The sequence below is a fragment of the Streptomyces sp. WELS2 genome, from assembly GCF_013870595.1.
In the GTDB taxonomy this organism is placed as follows: Bacteria; Actinomycetota; Actinomycetes; order Streptomycetales; family Streptomycetaceae; genus Streptomyces.
Map to the genome: position 1 here is coordinate 1 of NZ_JACBWZ010000027.1, position 22292 is coordinate 22292.

Annotated in this window: 21 protein-coding genes and 2 pseudogenes; 20 read left to right on the forward strand and 3 right to left on the reverse strand. The window is 70.0% G+C overall.

Going from position 1 to position 22292, the window contains the following annotated elements:
- From rho to H5J33_RS03430, 19 genes are all read left to right on the forward strand, one after another.
- On the forward strand, positions 1 to 1309 hold a 1309-nt coding region (rho, locus tag H5J33_RS03340), incomplete at its 5' end, for a transcription termination factor Rho (protein WP_181793285.1).
- A gap of 338 nt (positions 1310 to 1647) precedes the next feature.
- A complete protein-coding gene (locus tag H5J33_RS03345; RefSeq protein ID WP_181793286.1) occupies positions 1648 to 2778 on the forward strand; it encodes an LCP family protein in 1131 nt (376 codons plus the stop codon).
- A 158-nt stretch (positions 2779 to 2936) separates the two neighbouring features.
- Positions 2937 to 3158, forward strand: a complete 222-nt coding sequence (rpmE, locus tag H5J33_RS03350; protein WP_030740744.1) for a 50S ribosomal protein L31 — start codon at positions 2937 to 2939, stop codon at positions 3156 to 3158.
- A gap of 108 nt (positions 3159 to 3266) precedes the next feature.
- Positions 3267 to 4334, forward strand: coding sequence for a peptide chain release factor 1 (gene prfA / locus H5J33_RS03355; RefSeq protein ID WP_059252601.1), 1068 nt, complete (start codon positions 3267 to 3269; stop codon positions 4332 to 4334).
- A gap of 34 nt (positions 4335 to 4368) precedes the next feature.
- On the forward strand, positions 4369 to 5214 hold the full coding sequence (gene prmC / locus H5J33_RS03360) for a peptide chain release factor N(5)-glutamine methyltransferase (RefSeq protein ID WP_030790016.1): 846 nt from the start codon (positions 4369 to 4371) through the stop codon (positions 5212 to 5214).
- A 52-nt stretch (positions 5215 to 5266) separates the two neighbouring features.
- Complete coding sequence (locus H5J33_RS03365; RefSeq protein WP_181793287.1) at positions 5267 to 5914, forward strand: L-threonylcarbamoyladenylate synthase; 648 nt, start codon at positions 5267 to 5269, stop codon at positions 5912 to 5914.
- Positions 5911 to 6588 (forward strand): low molecular weight phosphatase family protein, encoded by a 678-nt coding sequence (locus H5J33_RS03370; RefSeq protein WP_030790027.1) that lies wholly within the window; start codon positions 5911 to 5913, stop codon positions 6586 to 6588. Before H5J33_RS03365 ends, H5J33_RS03370 begins: the two co-directional genes overlap by 4 nt.
- 95 nt (positions 6589 to 6683) lie before the next feature.
- Complete coding sequence (glyA, locus tag H5J33_RS03375; RefSeq protein ID WP_181793288.1) at positions 6684 to 7922, forward strand: serine hydroxymethyltransferase; 1239 nt, start codon at positions 6684 to 6686, stop codon at positions 7920 to 7922.
- A 161-nt stretch (positions 7923 to 8083) separates the two neighbouring features.
- The gene (locus tag H5J33_RS03380; protein WP_181793289.1) at positions 8084 to 9391 is read left to right on the forward strand and encodes an MraY family glycosyltransferase; all 1308 of its coding nucleotides are present in this window, start codon (positions 8084 to 8086) and stop codon (positions 9389 to 9391) included.
- Between the two features lie 302 nt (positions 9392 to 9693).
- Positions 9694 to 10134 carry a hypothetical protein gene (locus H5J33_RS03385; RefSeq protein WP_181793290.1) on the forward strand — a complete coding sequence of 147 codons (441 nt, stop codon included), beginning with the start codon at positions 9694 to 9696 and terminating at the stop codon, positions 10132 to 10134.
- A 210-nt stretch (positions 10135 to 10344) separates the two neighbouring features.
- On the forward strand, positions 10345 to 11181 hold the full coding sequence (gene atpB / locus H5J33_RS03390) for a F0F1 ATP synthase subunit A (protein ID WP_030790036.1): 837 nt from the start codon (positions 10345 to 10347) through the stop codon (positions 11179 to 11181).
- Between the two features lie 72 nt (positions 11182 to 11253).
- Entirely contained in the window at positions 11254 to 11502 is a 249-nt protein-coding gene (locus H5J33_RS03395) for an ATP synthase subunit C (RefSeq protein WP_018544514.1), read from the forward strand.
- A gap of 37 nt (positions 11503 to 11539) precedes the next feature.
- Positions 11540 to 12085, forward strand: coding sequence for a F0F1 ATP synthase subunit B (locus tag H5J33_RS03400; protein WP_030610091.1), 546 nt, complete (start codon positions 11540 to 11542; stop codon positions 12083 to 12085).
- The gene (locus H5J33_RS03405) at positions 12082 to 12897 is read left to right on the forward strand and encodes a F0F1 ATP synthase subunit delta (protein ID WP_181793291.1); all 816 of its coding nucleotides are present in this window, start codon (positions 12082 to 12084) and stop codon (positions 12895 to 12897) included. The genes H5J33_RS03400 and H5J33_RS03405 overlap by 4 nt, the downstream gene beginning before the upstream one ends.
- Before the next feature lie 150 nt (positions 12898 to 13047).
- The gene (gene atpA / locus H5J33_RS03410) at positions 13048 to 14640 is read left to right on the forward strand and encodes a F0F1 ATP synthase subunit alpha (RefSeq protein ID WP_181793292.1); all 1593 of its coding nucleotides are present in this window, start codon (positions 13048 to 13050) and stop codon (positions 14638 to 14640) included.
- 21 nt (positions 14641 to 14661) lie between these two features.
- The gene (locus H5J33_RS03415) at positions 14662 to 15579 is read left to right on the forward strand and encodes a F0F1 ATP synthase subunit gamma (protein ID WP_181793293.1); all 918 of its coding nucleotides are present in this window, start codon (positions 14662 to 14664) and stop codon (positions 15577 to 15579) included.
- Positions 15580 to 17016, forward strand: a complete 1437-nt coding sequence (gene atpD, locus H5J33_RS03420) for a F0F1 ATP synthase subunit beta (RefSeq protein ID WP_181793294.1) — start codon at positions 15580 to 15582, stop codon at positions 17014 to 17016. It abuts the gene before it with no gap.
- A gap of 110 nt (positions 17017 to 17126) precedes the next feature.
- Positions 17127 to 17501: a F0F1 ATP synthase subunit epsilon gene (locus H5J33_RS03425; RefSeq protein ID WP_023546729.1), complete on the forward strand. Its 375-nt coding sequence runs from the start codon at positions 17127 to 17129 to the stop codon at positions 17499 to 17501.
- A gap of 154 nt (positions 17502 to 17655) precedes the next feature.
- Positions 17656 to 18102 carry a DUF2550 domain-containing protein gene (locus H5J33_RS03430; RefSeq protein WP_181793295.1) on the forward strand — a complete coding sequence of 149 codons (447 nt, stop codon included), beginning with the start codon at positions 17656 to 17658 and terminating at the stop codon, positions 18100 to 18102.
- An 18-nt stretch (positions 18103 to 18120) separates the two neighbouring features.
- On the opposite strand, the gene H5J33_RS03435 is transcribed toward H5J33_RS03430, so the two are convergent.
- From H5J33_RS03435 to H5J33_RS03445, 3 genes and pseudogenes are all read right to left on the reverse strand, one after another.
- A complete protein-coding gene (locus H5J33_RS03435) occupies positions 18121 to 19941 on the reverse strand; it encodes a glycoside hydrolase family 18 chitinase (protein WP_181793296.1) in 1821 nt (606 codons plus the stop codon).
- Positions 19942 to 20078: 137 nt separating this feature from the next.
- Complete coding sequence (locus H5J33_RS03440; RefSeq protein ID WP_181793297.1) at positions 20079 to 20726, reverse strand: response regulator transcription factor; 648 nt, start codon at positions 20724 to 20726, stop codon at positions 20079 to 20081.
- Positions 20723 to 21397: pseudogene (locus H5J33_RS03445) on the reverse strand (sensor histidine kinase); the annotation flags it as partial. The pseudogene H5J33_RS03445 and the gene H5J33_RS03440, both read right to left, overlap by 4 nt.
- Between H5J33_RS03445 and H5J33_RS03450 the strand changes: the two are divergent.
- Positions 21333 to 22292 (forward strand): annotated as a pseudogene (locus tag H5J33_RS03450) (hypothetical protein); the annotation flags it as partial. The pseudogenes H5J33_RS03445 and H5J33_RS03450 sit on opposite strands and share 65 nt — an antisense overlap.

Consider the following 22292-nt stretch of genomic DNA (forward strand, 5'->3'; position numbering starts at 1 on the left):
GGGCGGCCAGCAGCGTCAGCAGCAGGGCCAGCAGCAGGGCGGCCGCCAGGACGGCCGGCAGGACGACGACGACTTCGAGGGCGGCCGCCGTGGCCGTCGCGGCCGCTACCGCGACCGCCGGGGCCGTCGTGGCCGTGACGAGATCGCCGAGCCGCAGCTCGCCGAGGACGACGTCCTGATCCCGGTCGCGGGCATCCTGGACATCCTCGACAACTACGCCTTCATCCGGACCTCCGGCTACCTGCCGGGCCCGAACGACGTCTACGTCTCCCTCGCCCAGGTCCGCAAGAACGGCCTGCGCAAGGGCGACCACGTCACCGGCGCGGTCCGTCAGCCGAAGGAAGGCGAGCGCCGCGAGAAGTTCAACGCGCTGGTCCGCCTGGACTCCGTCAACGGCATGGCGCCCGAACACGGTCGTGGCCGCCCGGAGTTCAACAAGCTGACCCCGCTCTACCCGCAGGACCGGCTCCGCCTGGAGACCGACCCGGGCGTGCTGACCACCCGGATCATCGACCTGGTCTCGCCGATCGGCAAGGGCCAGCGTGGTCTGATCGTGGCCCCGCCGAAGACCGGCAAGACCATGATCATGCAGGCGATCGCCAACGCGATCACGCACAACAACCCCGAGTGCCACCTGATGGTCGTCCTCGTCGACGAGCGTCCGGAAGAGGTCACCGACATGCAGCGGTCGGTCAAGGGCGAGGTCATCTCCTCGACCTTCGACCGTCCGGCCGAGGACCACACCACGGTCGCCGAGCTGGCCATCGAGCGCGCCAAGCGGCTGGTCGAGCTGGGCCACGACGTGGTCGTGCTGCTGGACTCGATCACCCGTCTGGGCCGCGCCTACAACCTGGCGGCGCCGGCCTCCGGCCGCATCCTGTCCGGTGGTGTCGACTCGACCGCGCTCTACCCGCCGAAGCGGTTCTTCGGCGCGGCGCGCAACATCGAGGACGGCGGCTCGCTGACCATCCTCGCCACCGCCCTGGTGGACACCGGGTCCCGCATGGACGAGGTGATCTTCGAGGAGTTCAAGGGCACCGGCAACATGGAGCTGAAGCTCGACCGGAAGCTCGCGGACAAGCGGATCTTCCCGGCGGTGGACGTGGACGCGTCCGGCACCCGCAAGGAGGAGATCCTGCTCGGCGCCGAGGAGCTGGCCGTCGTCTGGAAGCTCCGCCGGGTGCTGCACGCGCTGGACCAGCAGCAGGCGATCGAGCTGCTCCTCGACAAGATGAAGCAGACCAAGTCGAACGTCGAGTTCCTGATGCAGATCCAGAAGACGACGCCGACGCCGGGCAACGGCGACTGAGCGCCCGGGTAACCGCCGCGAAGGGCCGCCTCCCTTACGGGGAGGCGGCCCTTTCCGCTCTCCTTCGCCGTGCCGGCGGCGAGATCTTCGCCACAGGATTCCCGGCGGCCACCGGTCGTCCGGCGCCCCACCGGTGGCCTCGTAACCGCAGGTGAGCGCCGTCCGCCCGGCCTGTCCGGCTACGTAGAGTGTCCGTTTCCGTACCCGTCGGACACTGTGCGTTGTGCAACCCTGTCCCGAGTTTCTCCGTCTGACCGGGCGGAGCGACGATGGAGCGGTGACGACCGCGCCCGACCCTGACCGCAGGGGGTACCCGACCGCCGAGACCTAGGAGCGATGTGGCCGCCGAGAGCACGCCCGTCATAACCGAGCCGGGCACGACCGGGCCCCGCCGCCGGGGCAAGGGGCGCCGCCGCAAGGCCCCCAGCACGGCCCGCAAGGCCCTGCGTGCCACGGCCTGGACGGCGGCGGGTGTCGTCGTGCTGGGCGGCGCGGGCGCCGGGTTCGTCTACTTCAAGCTCAACGGCAACCTGCGCAGCGTCGACCTGAACCAGGCGCTCGGCACGAACCGGCCCGCGAAGGTCGACAACGGCTCCGAGAACATCCTGGTCCTCGGCTCGGACACCCGGGCCGGCACGAACAAGAAGCTCGGCGGCGGCACGGACGACGGCAGCGCCCGCTCCGACACCGCGATGATCGTCCACGTGTACGAGGGCCACAAGCGGGCCGGTGTGGTCTCGATCCCCCGGGACACCCTGGTCGACCGCCCCGAGTGCACCGACACCAAGGGCACCGCCCATCCGGCCGCCACCGCGGTGATGTTCAACGAGGCGTACTCCACCGGCGGCGCGGCGTGCGCGGTCAAGACCGTCGAGTCGATCACCGGCATCCGCATGGACCACTACCTGGAGGTCGACTTCCAGGGCTTCCAGCAGCTCATCGACGACCTCGGCGGGGTGCGGATCACCACCACCAAGGACATCCACGACAAGCAGAGCCACCTCGACCTCAAGGCCGGCCCGCACACCCTCGACGGCGAGCAGGCCCTCGGCCTGGTCCGCACCCGGCACGGCGTGGGCGACGGCTCCGACCTGGGCCGCATCCAGCTCCAGCAGGCGTTCGTCAAGGCCCTCATCGACCAGGTCAAGCACGTGGGCGTCTTCACCAGCCCCAAGAAGCTCTACGACCTCGCCGACACCGCCACCAAGGCCGTCACGACCGACTCCGACCTCGGCTCGGTCAACTCGCTGATCGACTTCGCGGGCGGTCTGAAGGGCATCAGCTCCTCCCACATGAAGATGGTCACGATGCCGGTCCAGTACGACCCGGCCAACCCCAACCGGGTCCTGCTGGACACCGCGAAGGCGCAGCTGGTCTGGAACGCCCTGAGGAACGACCAGGACATCCCGAAGGCGGCCACGGAGGGCACGGCGACGGGCGAGGCCAAGGGCGTCGTCAGCGCCCCGTAGCGACGCGGGGCCGTGCCACCCCCCGCCGGGAATAGAACATCCGCACCCCCGGTTTGGGAGGATGGCCCCAGTCCTGGCAGACTGGTACGTCGGCTCCGGTTCACGCCTCCGCATCCCGCGGCAGCGACCCGGCGCCCTCCCGAAACCTAGGAGACACCTTGAAGCGCGACATCCACCCCGCGTACGTCGAGACGCAGGTCAGCTGCACCTGCGGCGCGTCGTTCACCACCCGCAGCACCATCGAGTCCGGCACCATCCGGGCCGAGGTCTGCTCCGAGTGCCACCCGTTCTACACGGGCAAGCAGAAGATCCTCGACACCGGTGGCCGTGTGGCCCGCTTCGAGGCCCGCTTCGGCAAGGCCGCCGGCTCCAAGAAGTAGCGAGCCCCATTTCGCCGGTCCACGGCCACACCCGCTCACCGGCGGGTGTGCCCGGGACCGGCGTTTTTGGTCGCCGCCCTTTCCTTCACCGCAGTACAGGAGCCCAAGATGTTCGAGGCCGTCGAGGAACTCGTCGCCGAGCACGCCGATCTGGAGAAGAAGCTCGCCGACCCGTCGGTCCACGCCGACCAGGCGAACGCGCGCAAGCTGAACAAGCGTTACGCCGAGCTGACCCCGATCGTCGCCACGTACCGCTCCTGGAAGCAGACCGGCGACGACATCGAGACCGCCCGCGAGCTGGCCGCAGACGACCCCGACTTCGCCGCCGAGGTCAAGGACCTGGAGAAGCAGCGCGAGGAGCTCACCGAGAAGCTGCGCCTGCTGCTCGTCCCGCGCGACCCCAGCGACGACAAGGACGTCATCCTCGAGATCAAGGCCGGCGCCGGCGGCGACGAGTCGGCGCTCTTCGCCGGCGACCTGCTGCGGATGTACCTGCGCTACGCCGAGCGCGTCGGCTGGAAGACCGAGATCATCGACGCCACCGAGTCCGAGCTGGGCGGCTACAAGGACGTCCAGGTCGCGGTGAAGGCCCGCGGGCAGATCGAGCCCGGCCAGGGCGTCTGGGCCCGGCTGAAGTACGAGGGCGGCGTGCACCGCGTCCAGCGCGTCCCGGCGACCGAGTCCCAGGGCCGCATCCACACCTCCGCGGCCGGTGTGCTCGTCACCCCGGAGGCCGAGGAGGTGGACGTGGAGATCAACCCCAACGATCTGCGCATCGACGTCTACCGGTCCTCCGGCCCCGGCGGCCAGTCCGTGAACACCACCGACTCCGCCGTGCGCATCACGCACATCCCGACCGGCGTCGTCGCCTCCTGCCAGAACGAGAAGAGCCAGCTGCAGAACAAGGAGCAGGCGCTGCGCATCCTGCGCTCCAGGCTGCTCGCCATGGCCCAGGAGGAGGCGGAGCGCGAGGCCGCCGACGCCCGCCGCAGCCAGGTCCGCACCGTCGACCGCTCCGAGAAGATCCGCACCTACAACTTCCCGGAGAACCGCATCTCGGACCACCGCGTCGGCTTCAAGGCGTACAACCTGGACCAGGTCCTGGACGGCGACCTCGACGCGGTCATCCAGGCCTGCGTCGACGCCGACTCGGCGGCGAAGCTCGCCGCCGCGTAAACCCGTACGCACGAGTTCGACACGGAGGAGACGCGTGAATCTGCTGCTCGCCGAGGTGGCCCAGGCCACCCAGCGGCTGGCCGACGCCGGTGTGCCCTCGCCGCGCAACGACGCGGAGGAGCTGGCCGCGTTCGTGCACGGCGTGAAGCGCGGTCAGCTGCACTCCGTGAAGGACGCCGACTTCGACGCCCGGTACTGGGAGGTCATCGCCCGGCGCGAGCAGCGCGAGCCGCTGCAGCACATCACCGGACGGGCCTACTTCCGCTACCTGGAGCTCCAGGTCGGCCCGGGCGTGTTCGTGCCCCGGCCGGAGACCGAGTCCGTGGTCGGCTGGGCCATAGACGCGGTACGCGCCATGGACGTCGTCGAGCCGTGCATCGTCGACCTGTGCACCGGCTCCGGCGCCATCGCGCTCGCCCTCGCCCAGGAGGTGCCGCGCTCGCGGGTGCACGCCGTCGAGCTGTCCGAGGACGCGCTCGTGTGGACCCGCAAGAACATGGCCGGCTCCCGCGTCGACCTGCGCCAGGGCGACGCGCTGACCGCCTTCCCCGACCTCGACGGGCAGGTCGACCTGGTCATCTCCAACCCGCCGTACATCCCGCTCACCGAATGGGAGTACGTCGCCCCGGAGGCCCGCGATTACGACCCGGAGCTGGCGTTGTTCTCCGGTGAGGACGGACTGGACCTCATCCGGGGCCTGGAACGCACCGCGCACCGCCTGCTGCGCCCCGGCGGGGTCGTCGTGATCGAGCACGCCGACACCCAGGGCGGCCAGGTGCCGTGGATCTTCACCGAGGAGCGGGGCTGGGCCGACGCGGCCGACCACCCCGACCTCAACAACCGGCCGCGCTTCGCCACCGCCCGCAAGGCGCTGCCGTGACCACCGAGACGACTTCCATCCCGCAGTACGTGTACGAGGAGGCCCGCTAGCCATGGCACGGCGATACGACACCAACGACGCGACCGACCGCGTGACGGGTCTGCGCGAGGCCGCGTCCGCCGTCCGCCGCGGCGAGCTCGTGGTGCTGCCGACCGACACGGTGTACGGCGTCGGCGCCGACGCGTTCTCCTCGCAGGCGGTCGCCGACCTGCTCGACGCCAAGGGCCGGGGCCGCGGCATGCCCACCCCCGTCCTCATCGGCTCCCCGAACACCCTGCACGGCCTGGTCACGGACTTCTCCGAGCTGGCCTGGGAACTGGTCGACGCGTTCTGGCCGGGCGCGCTGACGCTCGTCGCCAAGCACCAGCCGTCCCTCCAGTGGGACCTCGGCGACACCCGGGGCACGGTCGCCGTGCGCATGCCGCTGCACCCGGTCGCCATCGAGCTGCTCACCGAGGTCGGGCCGATGGCCGTCTCCTCGGCGAACCTCACCGGCCACCCGGCGCCGGAGGACTGCGGCGCCGCCCAGGACATGCTCGGCGACTCCGTCTCCGTCTACCTCGACGGCGGCCCCACCCCCGGCAACGCGCCGTCGTCCATCGTGGACGTCACCCGCCAGGTGCCGGTGCTGCTGCGCGAGGGCGCGCTCTCCGCGGAGGAGCTGCGCAAGGTCGTACCCGACCTCGAGGTGGCGAATTGACGGCCCCTGGGACGGGGCGCGGCATAGGCGGTGGGAGCTGGAGCGCGGAGGAGACGACGACGTTCGGGTTCCCCCGCGACACCTTCCGCATCCTCCACGTCAGCACCGGCAATGTGTGCCGCTCGCCCATCACCGAGCGGCTGACCCGCCACTTCGTCGCGGAGCGGCTCGGCGTGCTCGGCGGCGGGCTGATCGTGGAGAGCGCGGGCACCTGGGGCCACGAGGGCGCGCCCATGGAGTCCCACGCGGAGACCGTGCTGGCCGAGTTCGGCGCGGACGCCTCCGGCTTCGTCGGCCGGGAGCTGCTGGACGAGCACGTGATCAGGGCCGACCTGGTGCTGACCGCCACCCGTGACCACCGCGCCCAGGTCATCTCCATGGGCCACTCTGCGGGCCTGCGCACCTTCACCCTGAAGGAGTTCACCCGCCTGGTCCGGGCGATAGATCCGGCCACCCTGCCGCCGCTGGAGGACGGCGTGGTCATGCGGGCCCGGGCGCTGGTGCGCGCCGCGGCGGCGCTGCGCGGCTGGCTGCTCGCCCCGAACGCCGAGGCGGACGAGGTGTACGACCCCTACGGCGCGCCGCTGACGTTCTTCCGCTCCATCGGCGACGAGATACGGGACGCCCTGGACCCGGTGGTGACGGCGCTGACGGGGGTGCCGGCGCGGACGTAGGGCGCGCGAGCGCCCCCGAGGGGTGACACCGGGCGCCCGATGCGGGACCGGCCTACATTGGACGTACGTCACCGCCGACCGCCCGGGAGCCCGCCATGTCGGTCACCCACACCCTCGAGACCGACGTCCTGCGCCGGCAGGACCCGGCGATGGCCGAACTCCTGCTCGGCGAACTGGCGCGGCAGTCGACCACCCTCCAGCTGATCGCCGCCGAGAACTTCTGCTCCCCGGCCGTCCTCGCCGCCCTCGGCTCCGCGTTCGCCAACAAGTACGCCGAGGGCTACCCGGGCGCCCGCCACCACGGCGGCTGCGAGATCGTCGACGTCGCCGAGCGTGCCGCCGTCGACCGCGCCAGGGCCCTGTTCGGCGCCGAGCACGCCAACGTCCAGCCGCACTCCGGTTCCTCGGCCGTACTGGCCGCCTACGCGGCCCTGCTGCGTCCCGGCGACACCGTCCTCGCCCTCGGCCTGCCCTACGGCGGCCACCTCACCCACGGCTCGCCGGCCAACTTCTCCGGGCGCTGGTTCGACTTCGTCGGCTATGGCGTGGACGCCGAGACCGGGCTGATCGACCACGACCAGGTGCGCCACCTGGCGCGGAACCACCGGCCCAAGGCCATCGTGTGCGGCTCCATCGCCTACCCCCGGCACTTCGACTACGCCTTCTTCCGGGAGGTCGCCGACGAGGTCGGGGCCTATCTGATCGCGGACGCAGGCCATCCCATCGGGCTGGTCGCCGGGGGAGCGGCGCCGAGCCCGGTGCCGTACGCGGACATCGTCTGCGCGACCACCCACAAGGTGCTGCGCGGCCCGCGCGGCGGGATGATCCTGTGCGGGGCCGAGCTGGCCCGGCGGGTGGACCGGGCCGTGTTCCCGTTCACCCAGGGCGGCGCCCAGATGCACACCATCGCCGCGAAGGCGGTCGCGTTCGGCGAGGCGGCGACACCGGAGTTCGGCGGGTACGCCCACCGGGTGGTCGCCAACGCGCGGGTGCTGGCCGGTCACCTGGCCGCGGAGGGGCTGGCCGTCACCACCGGCGGCACGGACACCCACCTGATCACCGCGGACCCGGCCCCGCTCGGCGTGGACGGGCGCACCGCGCGCGGCCGGCTGCTCGCGGCCGGGCTGGTGCTGGACTGCTGTGTGCTGCCGCACGACGACGGCCGCGGCCTGCGCCTGGGGACGGCGGCGGTGACCACCCAGGGGATGGGGGAGCCGGAGATGGTGCGGATCGCGGCGCTGCTCGCGGCCGTGCTGCGCGGCGAGATCGAGCCGGCCCGGGCCCGCGAGGAGGTACGCGCGCTCACCGGCCGGTTCCCGCCGTATCCCGGCTGAACGGGGGTAGACGAGGTCCCGTACCTCCCGGTGTGGACGTATCCGGACCGTGGCGTACGGCACGGTGTGCAACCCTCGTCGCTACCCGGCCGTCCTCATCCATATGCATCCGTCGCTAGGGTGTGAGGCTGTGATGGCCAGCGAGACCTGTGGGGAAGCCCGTGCGTGAATACCTGCTGACGCTCTGCATCACGGCCGCGGTGACGTATCTGCTGACGGGGCCGGTACGGAAGTTCGCGATCGTGGCCGGGGCGATGCCGGAGATCCGGGCCCGGGACGTGCACCGGGAACCCACTCCGCGCCTCGGCGGTATCGCGATGTTCTTCGGACTGTGCGCGGGCCTGCTGGTCGCGGACCACCTGACGAACCTCAACGAGGTCTTCGCCCGGTCCAACGAGCCGCGGGCGCTGCTCTCGGGGGCCGCGCTGATCTGGCTGATCGGCGTCCTGGACGACAAGTTCGAGATCGACGCGCTGATCAAGCTGGGCGGCCAGATGATCGCCGCGGGCGTGATGGTCATGCAGGGTCTGACGATCCTGTGGCTGCCCATCCCGGGCGTCGGCAACGTCGCGCTGACCCAGTGGCAGGGCACACTGCTGACAGTGGCCCTGGTGGTCATCACGATCAACGCGGTGAACTTCGTGGACGGCCTGGACGGTCTCGCGGCCGGCATGGTGTGCATCGCGGCGGGCGCGTTCTTCCTGTACGCCTACCGGATCTGGTACTCGTACGGCATCGAGGCCGCCGCCCCCGGCACCCTGTTCGCGGCCATCCTGATGGGCATGTGCCTGGGCTTCCTGCCGCACAACATGCACCCGGCGCGGATCTTCATGGGCGACTCGGGTTCGATGCTGATCGGCCTGGTGCTGTCGGCGGGCGCGATCTCCATCACCGGGCAGGTGGACCCCGACGCGCTGAACCTGTACGCGGGTTCGGAGAAGGCGGCGGTGCACCAGACGGTGCCGGTCTACATCCCGCTGCTGCTCCCGCTGACCATCATCGCCGTACCGGCCGCCGACCTGGTGCTCGCGATCGTCCGGCGCACCTGGCGCGGCCAGTCCCCGTTCGCCGCCGACCGCGGCCATCTGCACCACCGCCTGCTGGAGATCGGCCACTCGCACAGCCGGGCCGTGTGGATCATGTACTTCTGGTCGGCGCTGATCGGCTTCGGGGCGCTGGCGTACTCGGTCAACTCGGCGTCGATGTGGATCGTGCTGGGAGTGGTCTTCCTCAGCGCGGTCGGCCTGGTCCTGCTGCTGCTCCCGCGCTTCACGCCGCGCGTGCCGCTGTGGGCGCAGCGGTTCGTCCCGCCGCGCTACCGCAGGCGCCGCGTCCCCGGGGCCGCCGTGGACTCCGCCGCCCCGGAGGTCACGGAGAGCGAGGAGCGGTCCCCGGTCACGGCCGGGGTCTCGGGCGTCAACGGAGCGACCGCGATCGGCGCCCGATCGCGTTTCCCCGGCCGCCGCTGATACGGCCAAGGTAAGAATCTGACTAGAGCATTGCCAACTCGTGGGGGAGCAAAGCGCACTAATACCAGACAAGTGGGCGGCGTTTTTGCACAGACGGGCAGGTTCACTCTCATGTGTGACAGCAAGCACACCTAACAGGTAAAGACCTCATCAAATAGTTTGTGATACGGTTCACGAGAACCCCGGATAGGACCGAAGGACCTGAGTGCGACGGTCCGTAGGTGTGAGATCTCGATCACTCGGTCCGGGACTACGCTCGTCCATGACGACACCCTGCCCCCTGTGAAAGCGGAGTTGCCGCCATGCCGTCCAATGACGCCCGGATCCTGGCCCAGGCCGCAGTGCCCACGGCTGCCGTCGGTGTGATCGCCGCCGTCGTCAGCGCCGTGGTCGCCGGCGGCAAGGGGGCGATCGGGGCCGTCGTGGGGACGCTGGTGGTGATCGTCTTCATGGGGCTCGGCCTCTACGTGCTCCAGCGCACCGCCAAATCCTTTCCCCAGCTGTTCCAGATGATGGGCCTGATGCTCTACGCGGCCCAGCTGTTGCTGCTGGTCATCTTCGTCGCCTTGTTCAAGAACACGACGCTGTTCAACCCCCGGGCCTTCGCCATCACGCTCGTGGTCGCCACCCTCGCGTGGATCGCCGCGCAGGCGCGCGCCCACATGAAGGCGAAGATCCTCTACGTCGATCCCGATGCCTCGTCGAAGGGCGACAAGCCCGAGAAGACAGGGCATTCGTCGTGAGAAGTAGGGCCGGGATAAAGGCGCACGAGAGATGCTGCTATCGTCCGGTGCCAACTGCGGCATCGCGGGCGCGGGCATCTGAGCTGACGCCTGCTCGAACGCGAGGCGAGATGCCCCACAGCCGCCCCCACATCCGTAACACCAGTCCCGTGCCGACCCGCGGCCGTGCGCCGCGCCGACACAACGAGGTTGCCGTACCTATGCGCCACGATGAAGGAGCCCGCGGTGAGTGCTGACCCGACGCAGACGCTCGCTTTCGACACGAGCTGCCACCTGTTCGACGGGTGCGGCTTCCCGGCTCCGGGCCTGCACTCGTTCCTGTTCAAGCCGCTCTGGGGCGACGCGGACAGCAACTTGTACTTCAACAAGACGATGCTGCTGGCGCTCCTCGGTTCCATCATCATCGTGGGCTTCTTCTGGGCCGCCTTCGCCAAGCCGAAGGTCGTCCCGGGCAAGCTCCAGATGGTCGCCGAGTCCGGTTACGACTTCATCCGCCGCGGCGTCGTCTACGAGACCATCGGCAAGAAGGAGGGCGAGAAGTACGTCCCGCTGGTCGTCTCGCTGTTCTTCTTCGTCTGGATGATGAACCTCTGGTCGGTCATCCCGGTCGCGCAGTTCCCGGTGACCTCGATCATCTCGTACCCCGCCATCCTGGCCGGCATCGTCTACATCCTCTGGGTCGGGCTGACCTTCAAGCGGCACGGCTTCGTGGGCGCCTTCAAGAACTTCACCGGCTACGACAAGTCCCTCGGCGCGGTCCTCCCGCTGTCGATGACGATCGAGCTGTTCTCGAACCTCCTCGTGCGGCCGTTCACCCACGCCGTCCGACTCTTCGCGAACATGTTCGCCGGTCACACGCTGCTGCTGCTCTTCACGATCGCCAGCTGGTACATGCTGAACGGCATCGGCATCGCCTACTCCGCCGTCTCGTTCGTGATGGTCATCGTGATGACCGCCTTCGAGCTCTTCATCCAGGCTGTCCAGGCGTACGTCTTCGTACTGCTGACCTGCAGCTTCATCCAGGGCGCGCTCGCCGAGCACCACTGAGCGACCCGACCACCCACCCAGACATCCGGTGGCCAACCCCCACCGGTCATTGAAAGAGAAGGAAGAACCGGCATGTCCGCTCTCGAAACCCTTGCCGCCGGCGTCCAGATCAAGGGCAACCTCGGCTCCATCGGTTACGGTCTCGCCGCCATCGGCCCGGGCGTCGGCGTCGGCATCATCTTCGGTAACGGCACGCAGGCTCTCGCCCGCCAGCCCGAGGCGGCCGGTCTGATCCGCGCCAACCAGATCCTCGGCTTCGCCTTCTGTGAGGCGCTCGCCCTGATCGGTCTGGTCATGCCGTTCGTCTACCCGGCCTCCTGACCCGACCGCCGCGCACCAATAGACGAAAGGCACTGATATGAGCCCCCTGGTTCAGCTGGCGGCTGAGGAGGCCGAGAACCCCCTCATCCCGCCGATCCCAGAGCTCGTCATCGGCCTGATCGCCTTCGTCATCGTCTTCGGCTTCCTCGCCAAGAAGCTCCTCCCGAACATCAACAAGGTTCTGGAAGAGCGCCGCGAGGCCATCGAGGGCGGTATCGAAAAGGCCGAGGCAGCGCAGACCGAGGCCCAGAGCGTCCTTGAGCAGTACAAGGCCCAGCTCGCCGAGGCCCGGCACGAGGCCGCGCGCCTGCGCCAGGAGGCGCAGGAGCAGGGTGCCGCGCTCATCGCCGAGATGCGGGCCGAAGGCCAGCGCCAGCGCGAGGAGATCGTCGCCGCCGGTCACGCCCAGATCGAGGCCGACCGCAAGGCCGCCGCGTCCGCGCTGCGCCAGGACGTCGGCCGGCTCGCCACCGAACTGGCCGGCAAGCTCGTCGGCGAGTCCCTTGAGGACCACGCCCGTCAGAGCCGTGTGATCGACCGCTTCCTCGACGAGCTCGAGGAGAAGGCCGAGGCCACGCGATGAACGGAGCGAGCCGCGAGGCACTGGCAGCCGCACGGGAGCGTCTGGACGCGCTGACGGACTCCACGTCCGTGGACGCCGCGCAGCTCGCCGACGAGCTGGCGGCCGTCACCGCGCTGCTCGACCGCGAGGCCGGCCTGCGCCGGGTCCTCACCGACCCGGCGCAGCCCGGAGAGGCGAAGGTCCAGCTGGTGCAGCGTCTGATCGGCGGCCAGGTCAGCGGTCCGACCGCCGACCTGCTGTCCGGGCTGGCCCGGTCCCGCTGGTCGCAGCCGCGCGACCTGGTGGACGCGCTGGAGGAGCTGGCGGACATCGCCGACCTCACGGCCGCGGAGAAGACGGGCACGCTCGACGACGTCGAGGACGAGCTCTTCCGGTTCGGCCGGATCGTCGCCTCCAGCACCGACCTGCGCGCCGCGCTCACCGACCGCGCCGCCGGCACCTCGGCCAAGACCGAGCTGCTGCACCGGCTGCTGGGCGGACGGGCCAAGCCGGCCACCGAGCGACTGGTGACGCGCCTGGTCACCGCGCCGCGTGGACGTAGCCTGGAAGCGGGACTGGAGTCCCTGTCCAAGCTGGCCGCCGAGCGCCGGAACCGCATGGTCGCCGTCGTCACCTCGGCGGTGCCGCTGAGCGACGGGCAGAAGCAGCGCCTCGGCGCGGCCCTGACCAAGCTCTACGGCCGTCGGATGCACCTCAACCTGGACGTCGACCCCGAGGTCATCGGCGGCATCCGGGTGCAGGTCGGTGACGAGGTCATCAACGGCTCCCTCGCGGACCGGCTCGACGAGGCCGCCCGCCGCATGGCGAGCTAGCAGCAACTCGATAAATCGGTCTTTCGAGAAAGTCCGAGAGACGCAGTACGTACTTACGGCCCTGGTTGGGCCGTGCAGAGGATTCCTGGGGGTCGCCCCCAGACCCCCAAAGTGAAACTTCGGGCCCAACAAGGAGAGCAGGGAACCCAGATGGCGGAGCTCACGATCCGGCCGGAGGAGATCCGGGACGCGCTGGAGAACTTCGTCCAGTCGTACAAGCCGGACGCGGCCTCGCGCGAGGAGGTCGGTACGGTCACCCTTGCCGGCGACGGCATCGCGAAGGTCGAGGGCCTCCCCTCGGCCATGGCCAACGAACTGCTGAAGTTCGAGGACGGCACCCTCGGCCTCGCGCTGAACCTGGAAGAGCGCGAGATCGGCGCCATCGTCCTCGGTGAGTTCAGCGGCATCGAGGAGGGTCAGCCGGTCACCCGTACCGGTGAGGTCCTCTCCGTCGCGGTCGGCGAGGGCTACCTCGGCCGTGTCGTCGACCCGCTCGGCAACCCGATCGACGGCCTCGGCGAGATCGAGACCGACGGCCGACGCGCCCTCGAGCTGCAGGCCCCCACGGTCATGCAGCGCAAGTCGGTGCACGAGCCGATGGAGACGGGCTACAAGGCCGTCGACGCGATGACCCCGATCGGCCGTGGTCAGCGTCAGCTGATCATCGGCGACCGCCAGACCGGCAAGACCGCCCTGGCCGTCGACACGATCATCAACCAGCGCGACAACTGGCGCTCGGGCGACCCCAAGAAGCAGGTCCGCTGCATCTACGTCGCCATCGGCCAGAAGGGCTCCACCATCGCCGGCGTGCGCCGCGCGCTGGAGGAGAACGGCGCCCTGGAGTACACGACCATCGTCGCCGCCCCGGCGTCCGACCCGGCCGGCTTCAAGTACCTCGCGCCGTACACCGGTTCGGCCATCGGTCAGCACTGGATGTACCAGGGCAAGCACGTCCTGATCATCTTCGACGACCTGTCGAAGCAGGCCGACGCCTACCGCGCCGTGTCGCTGCTGCTGCGCCGCCCGCCGGGCCGTGAGGCCTACCCGGGTGACGTCTTCTACCTGCACTCCCGTCTGCTGGAGCGCTGCGCCAAGCTCTCCGACGACATGGGTGCGGGTTCGATGACCGGTCTGCCGATCGTCGAGACCAAGGCCAACGACGTCTCGGCGTTCATCCCGACCAACGTCATCTCCATCACCGACGGCCAGTGCTTCCTGGAGTCGGACCTGTTCAACGCCGGTCAGCGTCCCGCGCTGAACGTCGGTATCTCCGTCTCCCGAGTCGGTGGTTCCGCCCAGCACAAGGCGATGAAGCAGGTCTCCGGCCGCCTCCGCGTCGACCTCGCCCAGTTCCGTGAGCTGGAGGCCTTCGCCGCCTTCGGTTCCGACCTGGACGCCGCCTCCAAGGCCCAGCTGGAGCGCGGTCAGCGCATGGTCGAGCTGCTGAAGCAGGACCAGTACCAGCCGATGTCCACCGAGGACCAGGTCGTCTCCGTCTGGGCCGGCACCACCGGCAAGATGGACGACGTCCCCGTCGCCGACATCCGCCGCTTCGAGAAGGAGCTGCTGGAGTACCTGCACCGCACGGAGCAGGGCCTCATGACCTCCATCCGCGAGGGCGGCAAGATGTCCGACGACACGCTCACGGCCGTCGCCGACGCGATCGCGGCCTTCAAGAAGCAGTTCGAGACCTCGGACGGCAAGCTGCTCGGCGAGGACACTCCTGCCGCTGCTTCCAAGTGACGTAAGGAAGGGACCTGACTCATGGGAGCCCAGCTCCGGGTCTACAAGCGTCGCATCCGATCCGTCAGCGCGACCAAGAAGATCACCAAGGCGATGGAGATGATCGCCGCCTCGCGCGTCGTCAAGGCGCAGCGCAAGGTGGCGGCCTCCACGCCGTACGCGACCGAGCTGACGCGCGCGGTCACGGCGGTGGGCACGGGTTCGAACACCAAGCACCCGCTCACCACGGAGGCGGAGAACCCGACCCGTGCCGCGGTCCTGCTCCTCACGAGCGACCGCGGTCTGGCCGGCGCCTTCAACTCCAACGCCATCAAGGCCGCGGAGCAGCTGACCGAGCGCCTGGAGCGCGAGGGCAAGCAGGTCGACACGTACATCGTCGGCCGGCGCGGTGTCGCGCACTACAACTTCCGTGAGCGCAAGATCGCGGAGTCGTGGAGCGGCTTCACCGACGAGCCGACGTACGCGGACGCCAAGAAGGTGGCTGCGCCGCTGATCGAGGCCATCCAGAAGGACACAGCCGAGGGTGGTGTGGACGAGCTCCACATCGTCTTCACCGAGTTCGTCTCGATGATGACGCAGACGGCGCTCGACGCCCGGCTGCTGCCGCTGCGCCTCGACGAGGTCGCCGAGGAGGCCGCCCCCCAGGGGGAGATCCTCCCGCTGTACGACTTCGAGCCCTCGGCGGAGGACGTCCTCGACGCCCTGCTGCCGCGCTATGTGGAGAGCCGCGTGTACAACGCGCTGCTCCAGTCGGCCGCTTCGAAGCACGCCGCCACGCGGCGCGCGATGAAGTCGGCCACCGACAACGCGGGCGAGCTGATCAACACGCTCTCCCGTCTTGCCAACGCGGCCCGCCAGGCCGAAATCACCCAGGAAATCAGCGAGATCGTCGGTGGCGCGAGCGCCCTGGCCGACGCGACCGCGGGGAGTGACCGATAAATGACCACCACTGTTGAGACCGCGACGGCTACGGGCCGCGTCGCCCGGGTCATCGGCCCGGTCGTCGACGTGGAGTTCCCCGTCGACGCGATGCCGGACATCTACAACGCCCTCCACGTCGAGGTCGCCGACCCGGCGAACGAGGGTCAGAAGAAGACCCTGACCCTGGAGGTCGCCCAGCACCTGGGCGACGGCCTGGTCCGCACCATCTCCATGCAGCCGACCGACGGTCTGGTCCGCCAGGCCCCGGTCGTCGACACCGGTGACGGCATCACCGTCCCGGTCGGCGACTTCACCAAGGGCAAGGTGTTCAACACCCTCGGTGAGGTGCTGAACGTCGACGAGCAGTACGAGGGCGAGCGCTGGTCCATCCACCGCAAGGCCCCGAACTTCGACGAGCTCGAGTCGAAGACCGAGATGTTCGAGACCGGCGTCAAGGTCATCGACCTGCTCACCCCGTACGTCAAGGGCGGCAAGATCGGCCTGTTCGGCGGCGCCGGCGTCGGCAAGACGGTGCTCATCCAGGAGATGATCTACCGTGTCGCCAACAACCACGACGGTGTCTCCGTGTTCGCCGGTGTCGGTGAGCGCACCCGTGAGGGCAACGACCTGATCGAGGAGATGTCCGACTCGGGCGTCATCGACAAGACCGCTCTGGTCTTCGGTCAGATGGACGAGCCCCCGGGCACCCGTCTGCGCGTCGCGCTGGCCGGCCTCACCATGGCCGAGTACTTCCGTGACGTCCAGAAGCAGGACGTGCTGTTCTTCATCGACAACATCTTCCGCTTCACGCAGGCCGGTTCCGAGGTCTCCACGCTGCTCGGCCGTATGCCGTCCGCGGTGGGTTACCAGCCGAACCTGGCCGACGAGATGGGTCTCCTCCAGGAGCGCATCACCTCGACCCGCGGTCACTCGATCACCTCGATGCAGGCGATCTACGTCCCCGCCGACGACCTGACCGACCCGGCCCCGGCCACCACCTTCGCCCACCTCGACGCGACGACGGTTCTGTCCCGTCCGATCTCCGAGAAGGGCATCTACCCGGCCGTGGACCCGCTGGACTCCACGTCCCGGATCCTGGACCCGCGCTACATCACGCAGGACCACTACAACGCGGCCATGCGCGTGAAGACGATCCTGCAGAAGTACAAGGACCTCCAGGACATCATCGCGATCCTCGGTATCGACGAGCTGGGCGAGGAGGACAAGCTGGTCGTCCACCGCGCCCGTCGGGTCGAGCGCTTCCTGTCCCAGAACACCCACGTCGCCAAGCAGTTCACCGGCGTGGACGGTTCGGACGTGCCGCTGGACGAGTCGATCGCCGCGTTCAACGCGATCTGCGACGGCGAGTACGACCACTTCCCCGAGCAGGCCTTCTTCATGTGCGGTGGTCTCGACGACCTCAAGAAGAACGCCAAGGAGCTGGGCGTCTCCTGAGCCCCGTGCTCGACCGAGGGGGCGGGCGCGTCCCGCCCCCTCATCCACGCCCACTAGAATTGACCCCAACACCCGGCGCCCCTGCCGGGTGGTGACCCGAGGAGCCACTCTTGGCTGCTGAGCTGCACGTCGAGCTGGTCGCCGCCGACCGCCAGGTCTGGTCCGGCGAGGCCACCCTGGTCGTCGCGCGCACCACGTCCGGCGACATCGGCGTCATGCCCGGTCACCAGCCGCTGCTCGGTGTGCTGGAGTCGGGCCCGGTGACCATCCGTACGAGTGAAGGTGGAACGGTCGTCGCCGCGGTGCACGGCGGTTTCATCTCGTTCGCGGACAACAAGCTGTCCCTGCTGGCCGAGATCGCCGAGCTGTCGGACGAGATCGACGTCCAGCGCACGGAGCGGGAGCTGGAGCGGGCGAAGGCGGAGGGCGACGCCGCCGCCGAGCGCCGCGCGGACGTCCGACTGCGTGCTGCGGCGGCGCGCTGAACCAGCCGCGCGGTACGTTGACGTCACTCAGCCGCGGCCGGCCCGGAGCAATCCGGTGCCGGTCGCGGCTGAGGCAGATGTGGGTGTTTTTTCCGTTTCATTACTCGAATACAGCAGCAGTTCCACCAACTAGGAGACGAGGAGGTCGGTGCCGATGGTCCTCGCTCTGACTGTGTGCGGAATCGTGGTCGCGCTCGTAGTGGTGGGGCTGTTCCTGTTCGGGCTGCGGCGCCGGCTCATCCAGCGCTCCGGCGGCACCTTCGACTGCTCGCTGCGCTGGGACGTGCCCGAGAAACCGGACACGGGCGGCAAGGGCTGGTCGTACGGCGTCGCCCGCTACAACGGCGACCGCATCGAGTGGTACCGGGTCTTCTCCTACGCCGTCCGCCCCCGCCGCGTCCTGGAGCGGGCGCAGATCGAGGTGGCCGGGCGCCGGCTGCCCGAGGGCGAGGAGGAGCTGGCGCTGCTGTCCGACGCGGTGGTACTGGCCTGTACGCATCGGGACACGCGCCTCGAACTCGCCATGAGCGAAGACGCGCTGACCGGATTCCTCGCGTGGCTGGAAGCAGCCCCGCCCGGTCAGCGCGTCAATGTCGCTTGAGAGCTTTTCGCAGGGGTCCTACAGGTTGTCGCTGATGGCGCTCACCAGTTCACCGTTGCTGGTGTCGCCGCTGAACTCCCAGAAGAACGCGCCGCCGAGGCCCTGGGTGTTGGCCCAGGCCATCTTCGACTTGATGGTGGCGGGGGTGTCGTAGGACCACCAGTTGGTGCCGCAGTGCGCGTACGCGGTGCCGGCGACGGTGCCGGTGGCCGGGCAGGACGTCTTGAGCACCTTGTAGTCCTCGATGCCCTGCTCGTAGGTGCCGGCCGCCGGTCCGGTGGCCGTGCCGCCCGGGGCGTCCTGGGTGACGCCGGCCCAGCCGCGGCCGTAGAAGCCGATGCCGATGAGCAGCTTCTTGGCGGGCACGCCGATCGCCTTGAACTTGGCGAGGGCGTCGGCGGTGGTGAAGCCCGCCTTCGGGATGCCGTCGTACGAGGTGAGCGGGGAGTGCGGGGCGGTCGGGCCCTTGGCGTCCCAGGCGCCGAAGAAGTCGTACGTCATGACGTTGTACCAGTCGACGTACTGGGCGGCGCCCGCGTAGTCCGCGGCCTCGATCTTGCCGCCGGCCGAGCCGTCGGCGGTGGTCGCGGCGGTGATCAGGTAGTTGGGGCCGAACTTGGCGCGCAGCGCGGCCATCAGGTTCTTGTAGGCCGCCGGTCCGCTGGTGTCACAGGTCAGACCGCAGGCGTTCGGGTACTCCCAGTCGATGTCGATGCCGTCGAAGACATCGGCCCAGCGCGGGTCCTCGACCAGGTCGTAGCAGGACTGCGCGAAGGCCGCCGGGTTCTTGGCCGCGTCCGCGAAGCCGCCGGACCAGGTCCAGCCGCCGAAGGAGTACAGGATCTTGATGTTCGGGTACTTGGCCTTCAACTGGCGCAGCTGGTTGAAGTTGCCGCGCAGCGGCTGGTCCCAGGTGTCGGCGACGCCGCTGACCGACTGGTCGGCGGTGAACGCCTTGTCGTAGTCGGCGTAGGAGTCACCGATCGCGCACTTGCCGCCGGTGACGTTGCCGAAGGCGTAGTTGATGTGGGTGATCTTGGCCGCCGAGCCGGAGGTCACCAGGTTCTTGACGTTGTAGTTGCGGCCGTAGATGCCCCACTCGGTGAAGTAGCCCATCTTCACCTTGTCACCGGTGGGCGGGGGAGTGGTGCCGCCGCCGGTGGTGTGCACCTTGACCGCGCCGCTGACCGGGCCGGTCTGGTCGGCCGTGTCGCGGGCCTGCACGCTGTAGGAGTAGTCGGTGCCGGCGGTCAGGCCGGTGTCCGTGTACGAGGTGGTGGTGACGGTGGCGACCTTCTTGCCGTCGCGCAGTACGTCGTAGTTCTTGACGCCCTTGTCGTCGGTGGCCGCGCTCCAGTTGAGCTTCACCGAGGTGTCGGTGACGGAGGAGGCGGTCGGGGTGCCGGGGGCGGACGGGGCGGCGTCGCCCGGCTGCGTGGAACCGTCGCAGCTGTCGCCGTTCAGCTTGCAGTTGGACGGGGAGCCGGTGCCCGAGCCGTTGAAGCCGAAGGAGACGGAGGCGCCGGGGGCGATGGTGCCGTTCCAGCCGACGTTCTTGGCGGTCCAGTGGTCACCGGAGTTGGTGACGGTGGCGTCCCAGGCCGAGGCGACCTTGGTGCCCGAGGGGAAGTCCCACTCGATGGTCCAGGAGCTGATGCTGCTGGTGCCGGTGTTCTTGACGGTCCACTGGCCACCGAAGCCGGAGCCCCAGTCGCTGGTCTTGGTGAAGGTGGCCGTGGCGTTGCCGGCCGCCTGGGCGGGGCTCGCGAGGCCGACGGCGCCGGCCAGGGGGAGCAGCAGGGACGCGAACCCTGCCGCGGCTCTGTGTCTGAAGCGCATGCTGCGCCTCCCTCGTCGTAGAGGTGTCAGGGGCATGACTGAGCCTTCATGCCCCGCGGTGCTGCGAGGGTAGAAAGGTCTGGACCACAGGTCAATAGGTCTGGACCATTCTGGGAGCCGTTCCGGCGGGTCCCCCGCTACAGCCCCAACTCTCTGGCCAGCACCGCCGCTTGCACCCGGCTGCGCAGCCCCAGCTTGGCCAGCAACCGGCTGACATGCGTCTTCACCGTGCCCTCCGCCATGTCCAGCCGGCCGGCGATCTCCGCGTTCGACAGCCCCTCGCCGACACAGCCGAGCACCTCCCGCTCCCGCCGGGTCAGCTCCTCCAGCGCCGCCGGATCGGCCGCCGTACCCCGGTCCGGGACCCCGCCCGCGGCGAACTCGGCGATCAGCCGCCGGGTCACGGCCGGTGCCACCACCCCCTCGCCGCGTGCCACCGTCCGCACCGCCTCCAGCAGTTCCCGCGCCTCCGCGTGCTTGAGCAGAAACCCCGCCGCCCCGGCCCGCAGCGCCCCGAACACGTACTCGTCCAGGTCGAACGTGGTCAGGACCAGGACGTCGGCGAGCCGCTCGGCCACGATCCGCCGGGTCGCCGACACCCCGTCCAGCACCGGCATCTGCACATCCATCAGCACCACGTCCGGGCGCAGCCGGCGGGCCAGTTCGACCGCCTGCTCCCCGTCCGCCGCCTCCCCGGCCACCTCGATGCCGGGTGCGCTGCCCAGGATCAGCGCCAGCCCGGCGCGGACGGCGGACTGGTCCTCGGCGACCAGGACACGGATCACGCGGAGTCTCCTTCGGTGAGCGGAAGCGCGGCCCGTACGGACCACACGCCGTCCCGGGGCCCGGCCTCGAACGTGCCGCCGAGCAGCGCCGCCCGCTCCCGCATCCCGGTCAGGCCGGCACCGGAGCCCGGTGCGCGGGGGGCGTCGCCCGGCCGGTACGGGCTGGTCACCCGGATGTCCAGCAGACCGTCGCGCTGTCGCAGCACCACGCGCACGCTTCCCTCGACCGCGTGCTTGAGGGCGTTGGTCAGCGACTCCTGCACGATCCGGTAGGCGGCCAGTTCCACCGGCGCCGGCACCTCGCCGTGCCCGGCGTCGAGCGTGACGTCCAGTCCGCCCGCCCGGGCGGTGCCGACCAGCGCGCCGAGGCCCGCCAGGGTCGGGGAGGCGGCGGGTTCCCGGTCCCCGGAGCGGTCCCGCAGGATGCCGATCAGCCGGCGCATCTCGGCCAGCCCCGCCACGCTGTTCTCCCGGATGACGGCCAGCGCGTCCCGGGTGGCCTTCGCGTCGTCCAGGGAGAGGGCCGCCGTGGAGTGGATGGCGATGGCCGACAGGTGGTTGGCGACCATGTCGTGCAACTCGCGCGCCACCCGGGCCCGTTCCGCGGTGACCGCCTGGGCCCGGTCCATCTCGGCCAGCAGCGCGGTCTGTTCGGCCCGCAGCCGGGCCGCCCCCGTCAAACACGTCCTGCTGCTCACCGACGGCCGCAACGAGCACGACCACCGCTCCCGCCGGCCGCTGGAGACGGTGCTCGACGCCTGCGCGGGCCAGTTCGTCTGCGACGCCTGGGGCATCGGCGACGACTGGGACGCCGACCTGCTGCTGACCATCACCCGGCGGCTGCACGGCCGGGCCCGGGCCGTCCGCCGGGAGTCCGAACTCCCCGCCGCCTACGAGGAACTGATCGCCGGACTGCTCGGCACGGCGGTGCCCGAACTGCGCATCCGGCTCACCCCCACCACCCCCGGTACCGTGATCCGCCAGGTCAAGCAGGTGGTGCCGAACGAGCAGGAGCTGCAACCCGTCCCGGCCGGCCCCGGCGGACGCGCCGCGGAGTACGTCACCCGGGCCTGGGGCGACGAGGTACGGCACTTCCAGGTCGTCCTGACCGCCGACCCCACCGGCCGGGAGAGCGGCGAGGAACTCCAGCTGGCCGCCGTGGAGATCGTCGTACCCGACGTGCGGCGCCCGCTGCGGCTGCCGCCGCCCCGGCCCGTCCTGGTGCGCTGGACCGACGATCCGCTCGACGCCTCCCGGCAGCATCCCGGGGTCCGGCGGCACGAGCTGTACCAGCGGGCGAGCGCCGCCGTCGCCCGGGCGTACCGGGCCTGGCTGGACGGTGCGGAGGGCCGGGAGACGGCGGACCGCGAACTCGCCCGGGCCCTCGCCCTGGCCGCCGAGCTGGGCGACACCCAACTGCTCGGCGCGCTCCGCCTCATCGAGTCCGCACCGGGCTCCGGCCGCGTCCGCCCCGGTCTGAAGGACGTCGACTGGCAGCACCTCATCCTCTCCAGCGCCCTGACGACCCCTCCGGAACAGCCTTCGGGGGAGGACGGCGGCAGGGCG

What these genes read in the sequence shown, in the direction of transcription:
- H5J33_RS03415 (WP_181793293.1), top strand. Translation starts at nt 14,662, where the DNA reads ATGGGAGCCCAGCTCCGGGTCTACAAGCGTCGCATCCGATCCGTCAGC.
- atpB (WP_030790036.1), top strand. Translation starts at nt 10,345, where the DNA reads ATGAAGGAGCCCGCGGTGAGTGCTGACCCGACGCAGACGCTCGCTTTC.
- H5J33_RS03405 (WP_181793291.1), top strand. Translation starts at nt 12,082, where the DNA reads ATGAACGGAGCGAGCCGCGAGGCACTGGCAGCCGCACGGGAGCGTCTG.
- glyA (WP_181793288.1), top strand. Translation starts at nt 6,684, where the DNA reads ATGTCGGTCACCCACACCCTCGAGACCGACGTCCTGCGCCGGCAGGAC.
- H5J33_RS03365 (WP_181793287.1), top strand. Translation starts at nt 5,267, where the DNA reads ATGGCACGGCGATACGACACCAACGACGCGACCGACCGCGTGACGGGT.
- H5J33_RS03395 (WP_018544514.1), top strand. Translation starts at nt 11,254, where the DNA reads ATGTCCGCTCTCGAAACCCTTGCCGCCGGCGTCCAGATCAAGGGCAAC.
- H5J33_RS03385 (WP_181793290.1), top strand. Translation starts at nt 9,694, where the DNA reads ATGCCGTCCAATGACGCCCGGATCCTGGCCCAGGCCGCAGTGCCCACG.
- atpD (WP_181793294.1), top strand. Translation starts at nt 15,580, where the DNA reads ATGACCACCACTGTTGAGACCGCGACGGCTACGGGCCGCGTCGCCCGG.
- prfA (WP_059252601.1), top strand. Translation starts at nt 3,267, where the DNA reads ATGTTCGAGGCCGTCGAGGAACTCGTCGCCGAGCACGCCGATCTGGAG.
- H5J33_RS03435 (WP_181793296.1), bottom strand. Translation starts at nt 19,941, where the DNA reads ATGCGCTTCAGACACAGAGCCGCGGCAGGGTTCGCGTCCCTGCTGCTC.
- H5J33_RS03430 (WP_181793295.1), top strand. Translation starts at nt 17,656, where the DNA reads ATGGTCCTCGCTCTGACTGTGTGCGGAATCGTGGTCGCGCTCGTAGTG.
- atpA (WP_181793292.1), top strand. Translation starts at nt 13,048, where the DNA reads ATGGCGGAGCTCACGATCCGGCCGGAGGAGATCCGGGACGCGCTGGAG.
- H5J33_RS03400 (WP_030610091.1), top strand. Translation starts at nt 11,540, where the DNA reads ATGAGCCCCCTGGTTCAGCTGGCGGCTGAGGAGGCCGAGAACCCCCTC.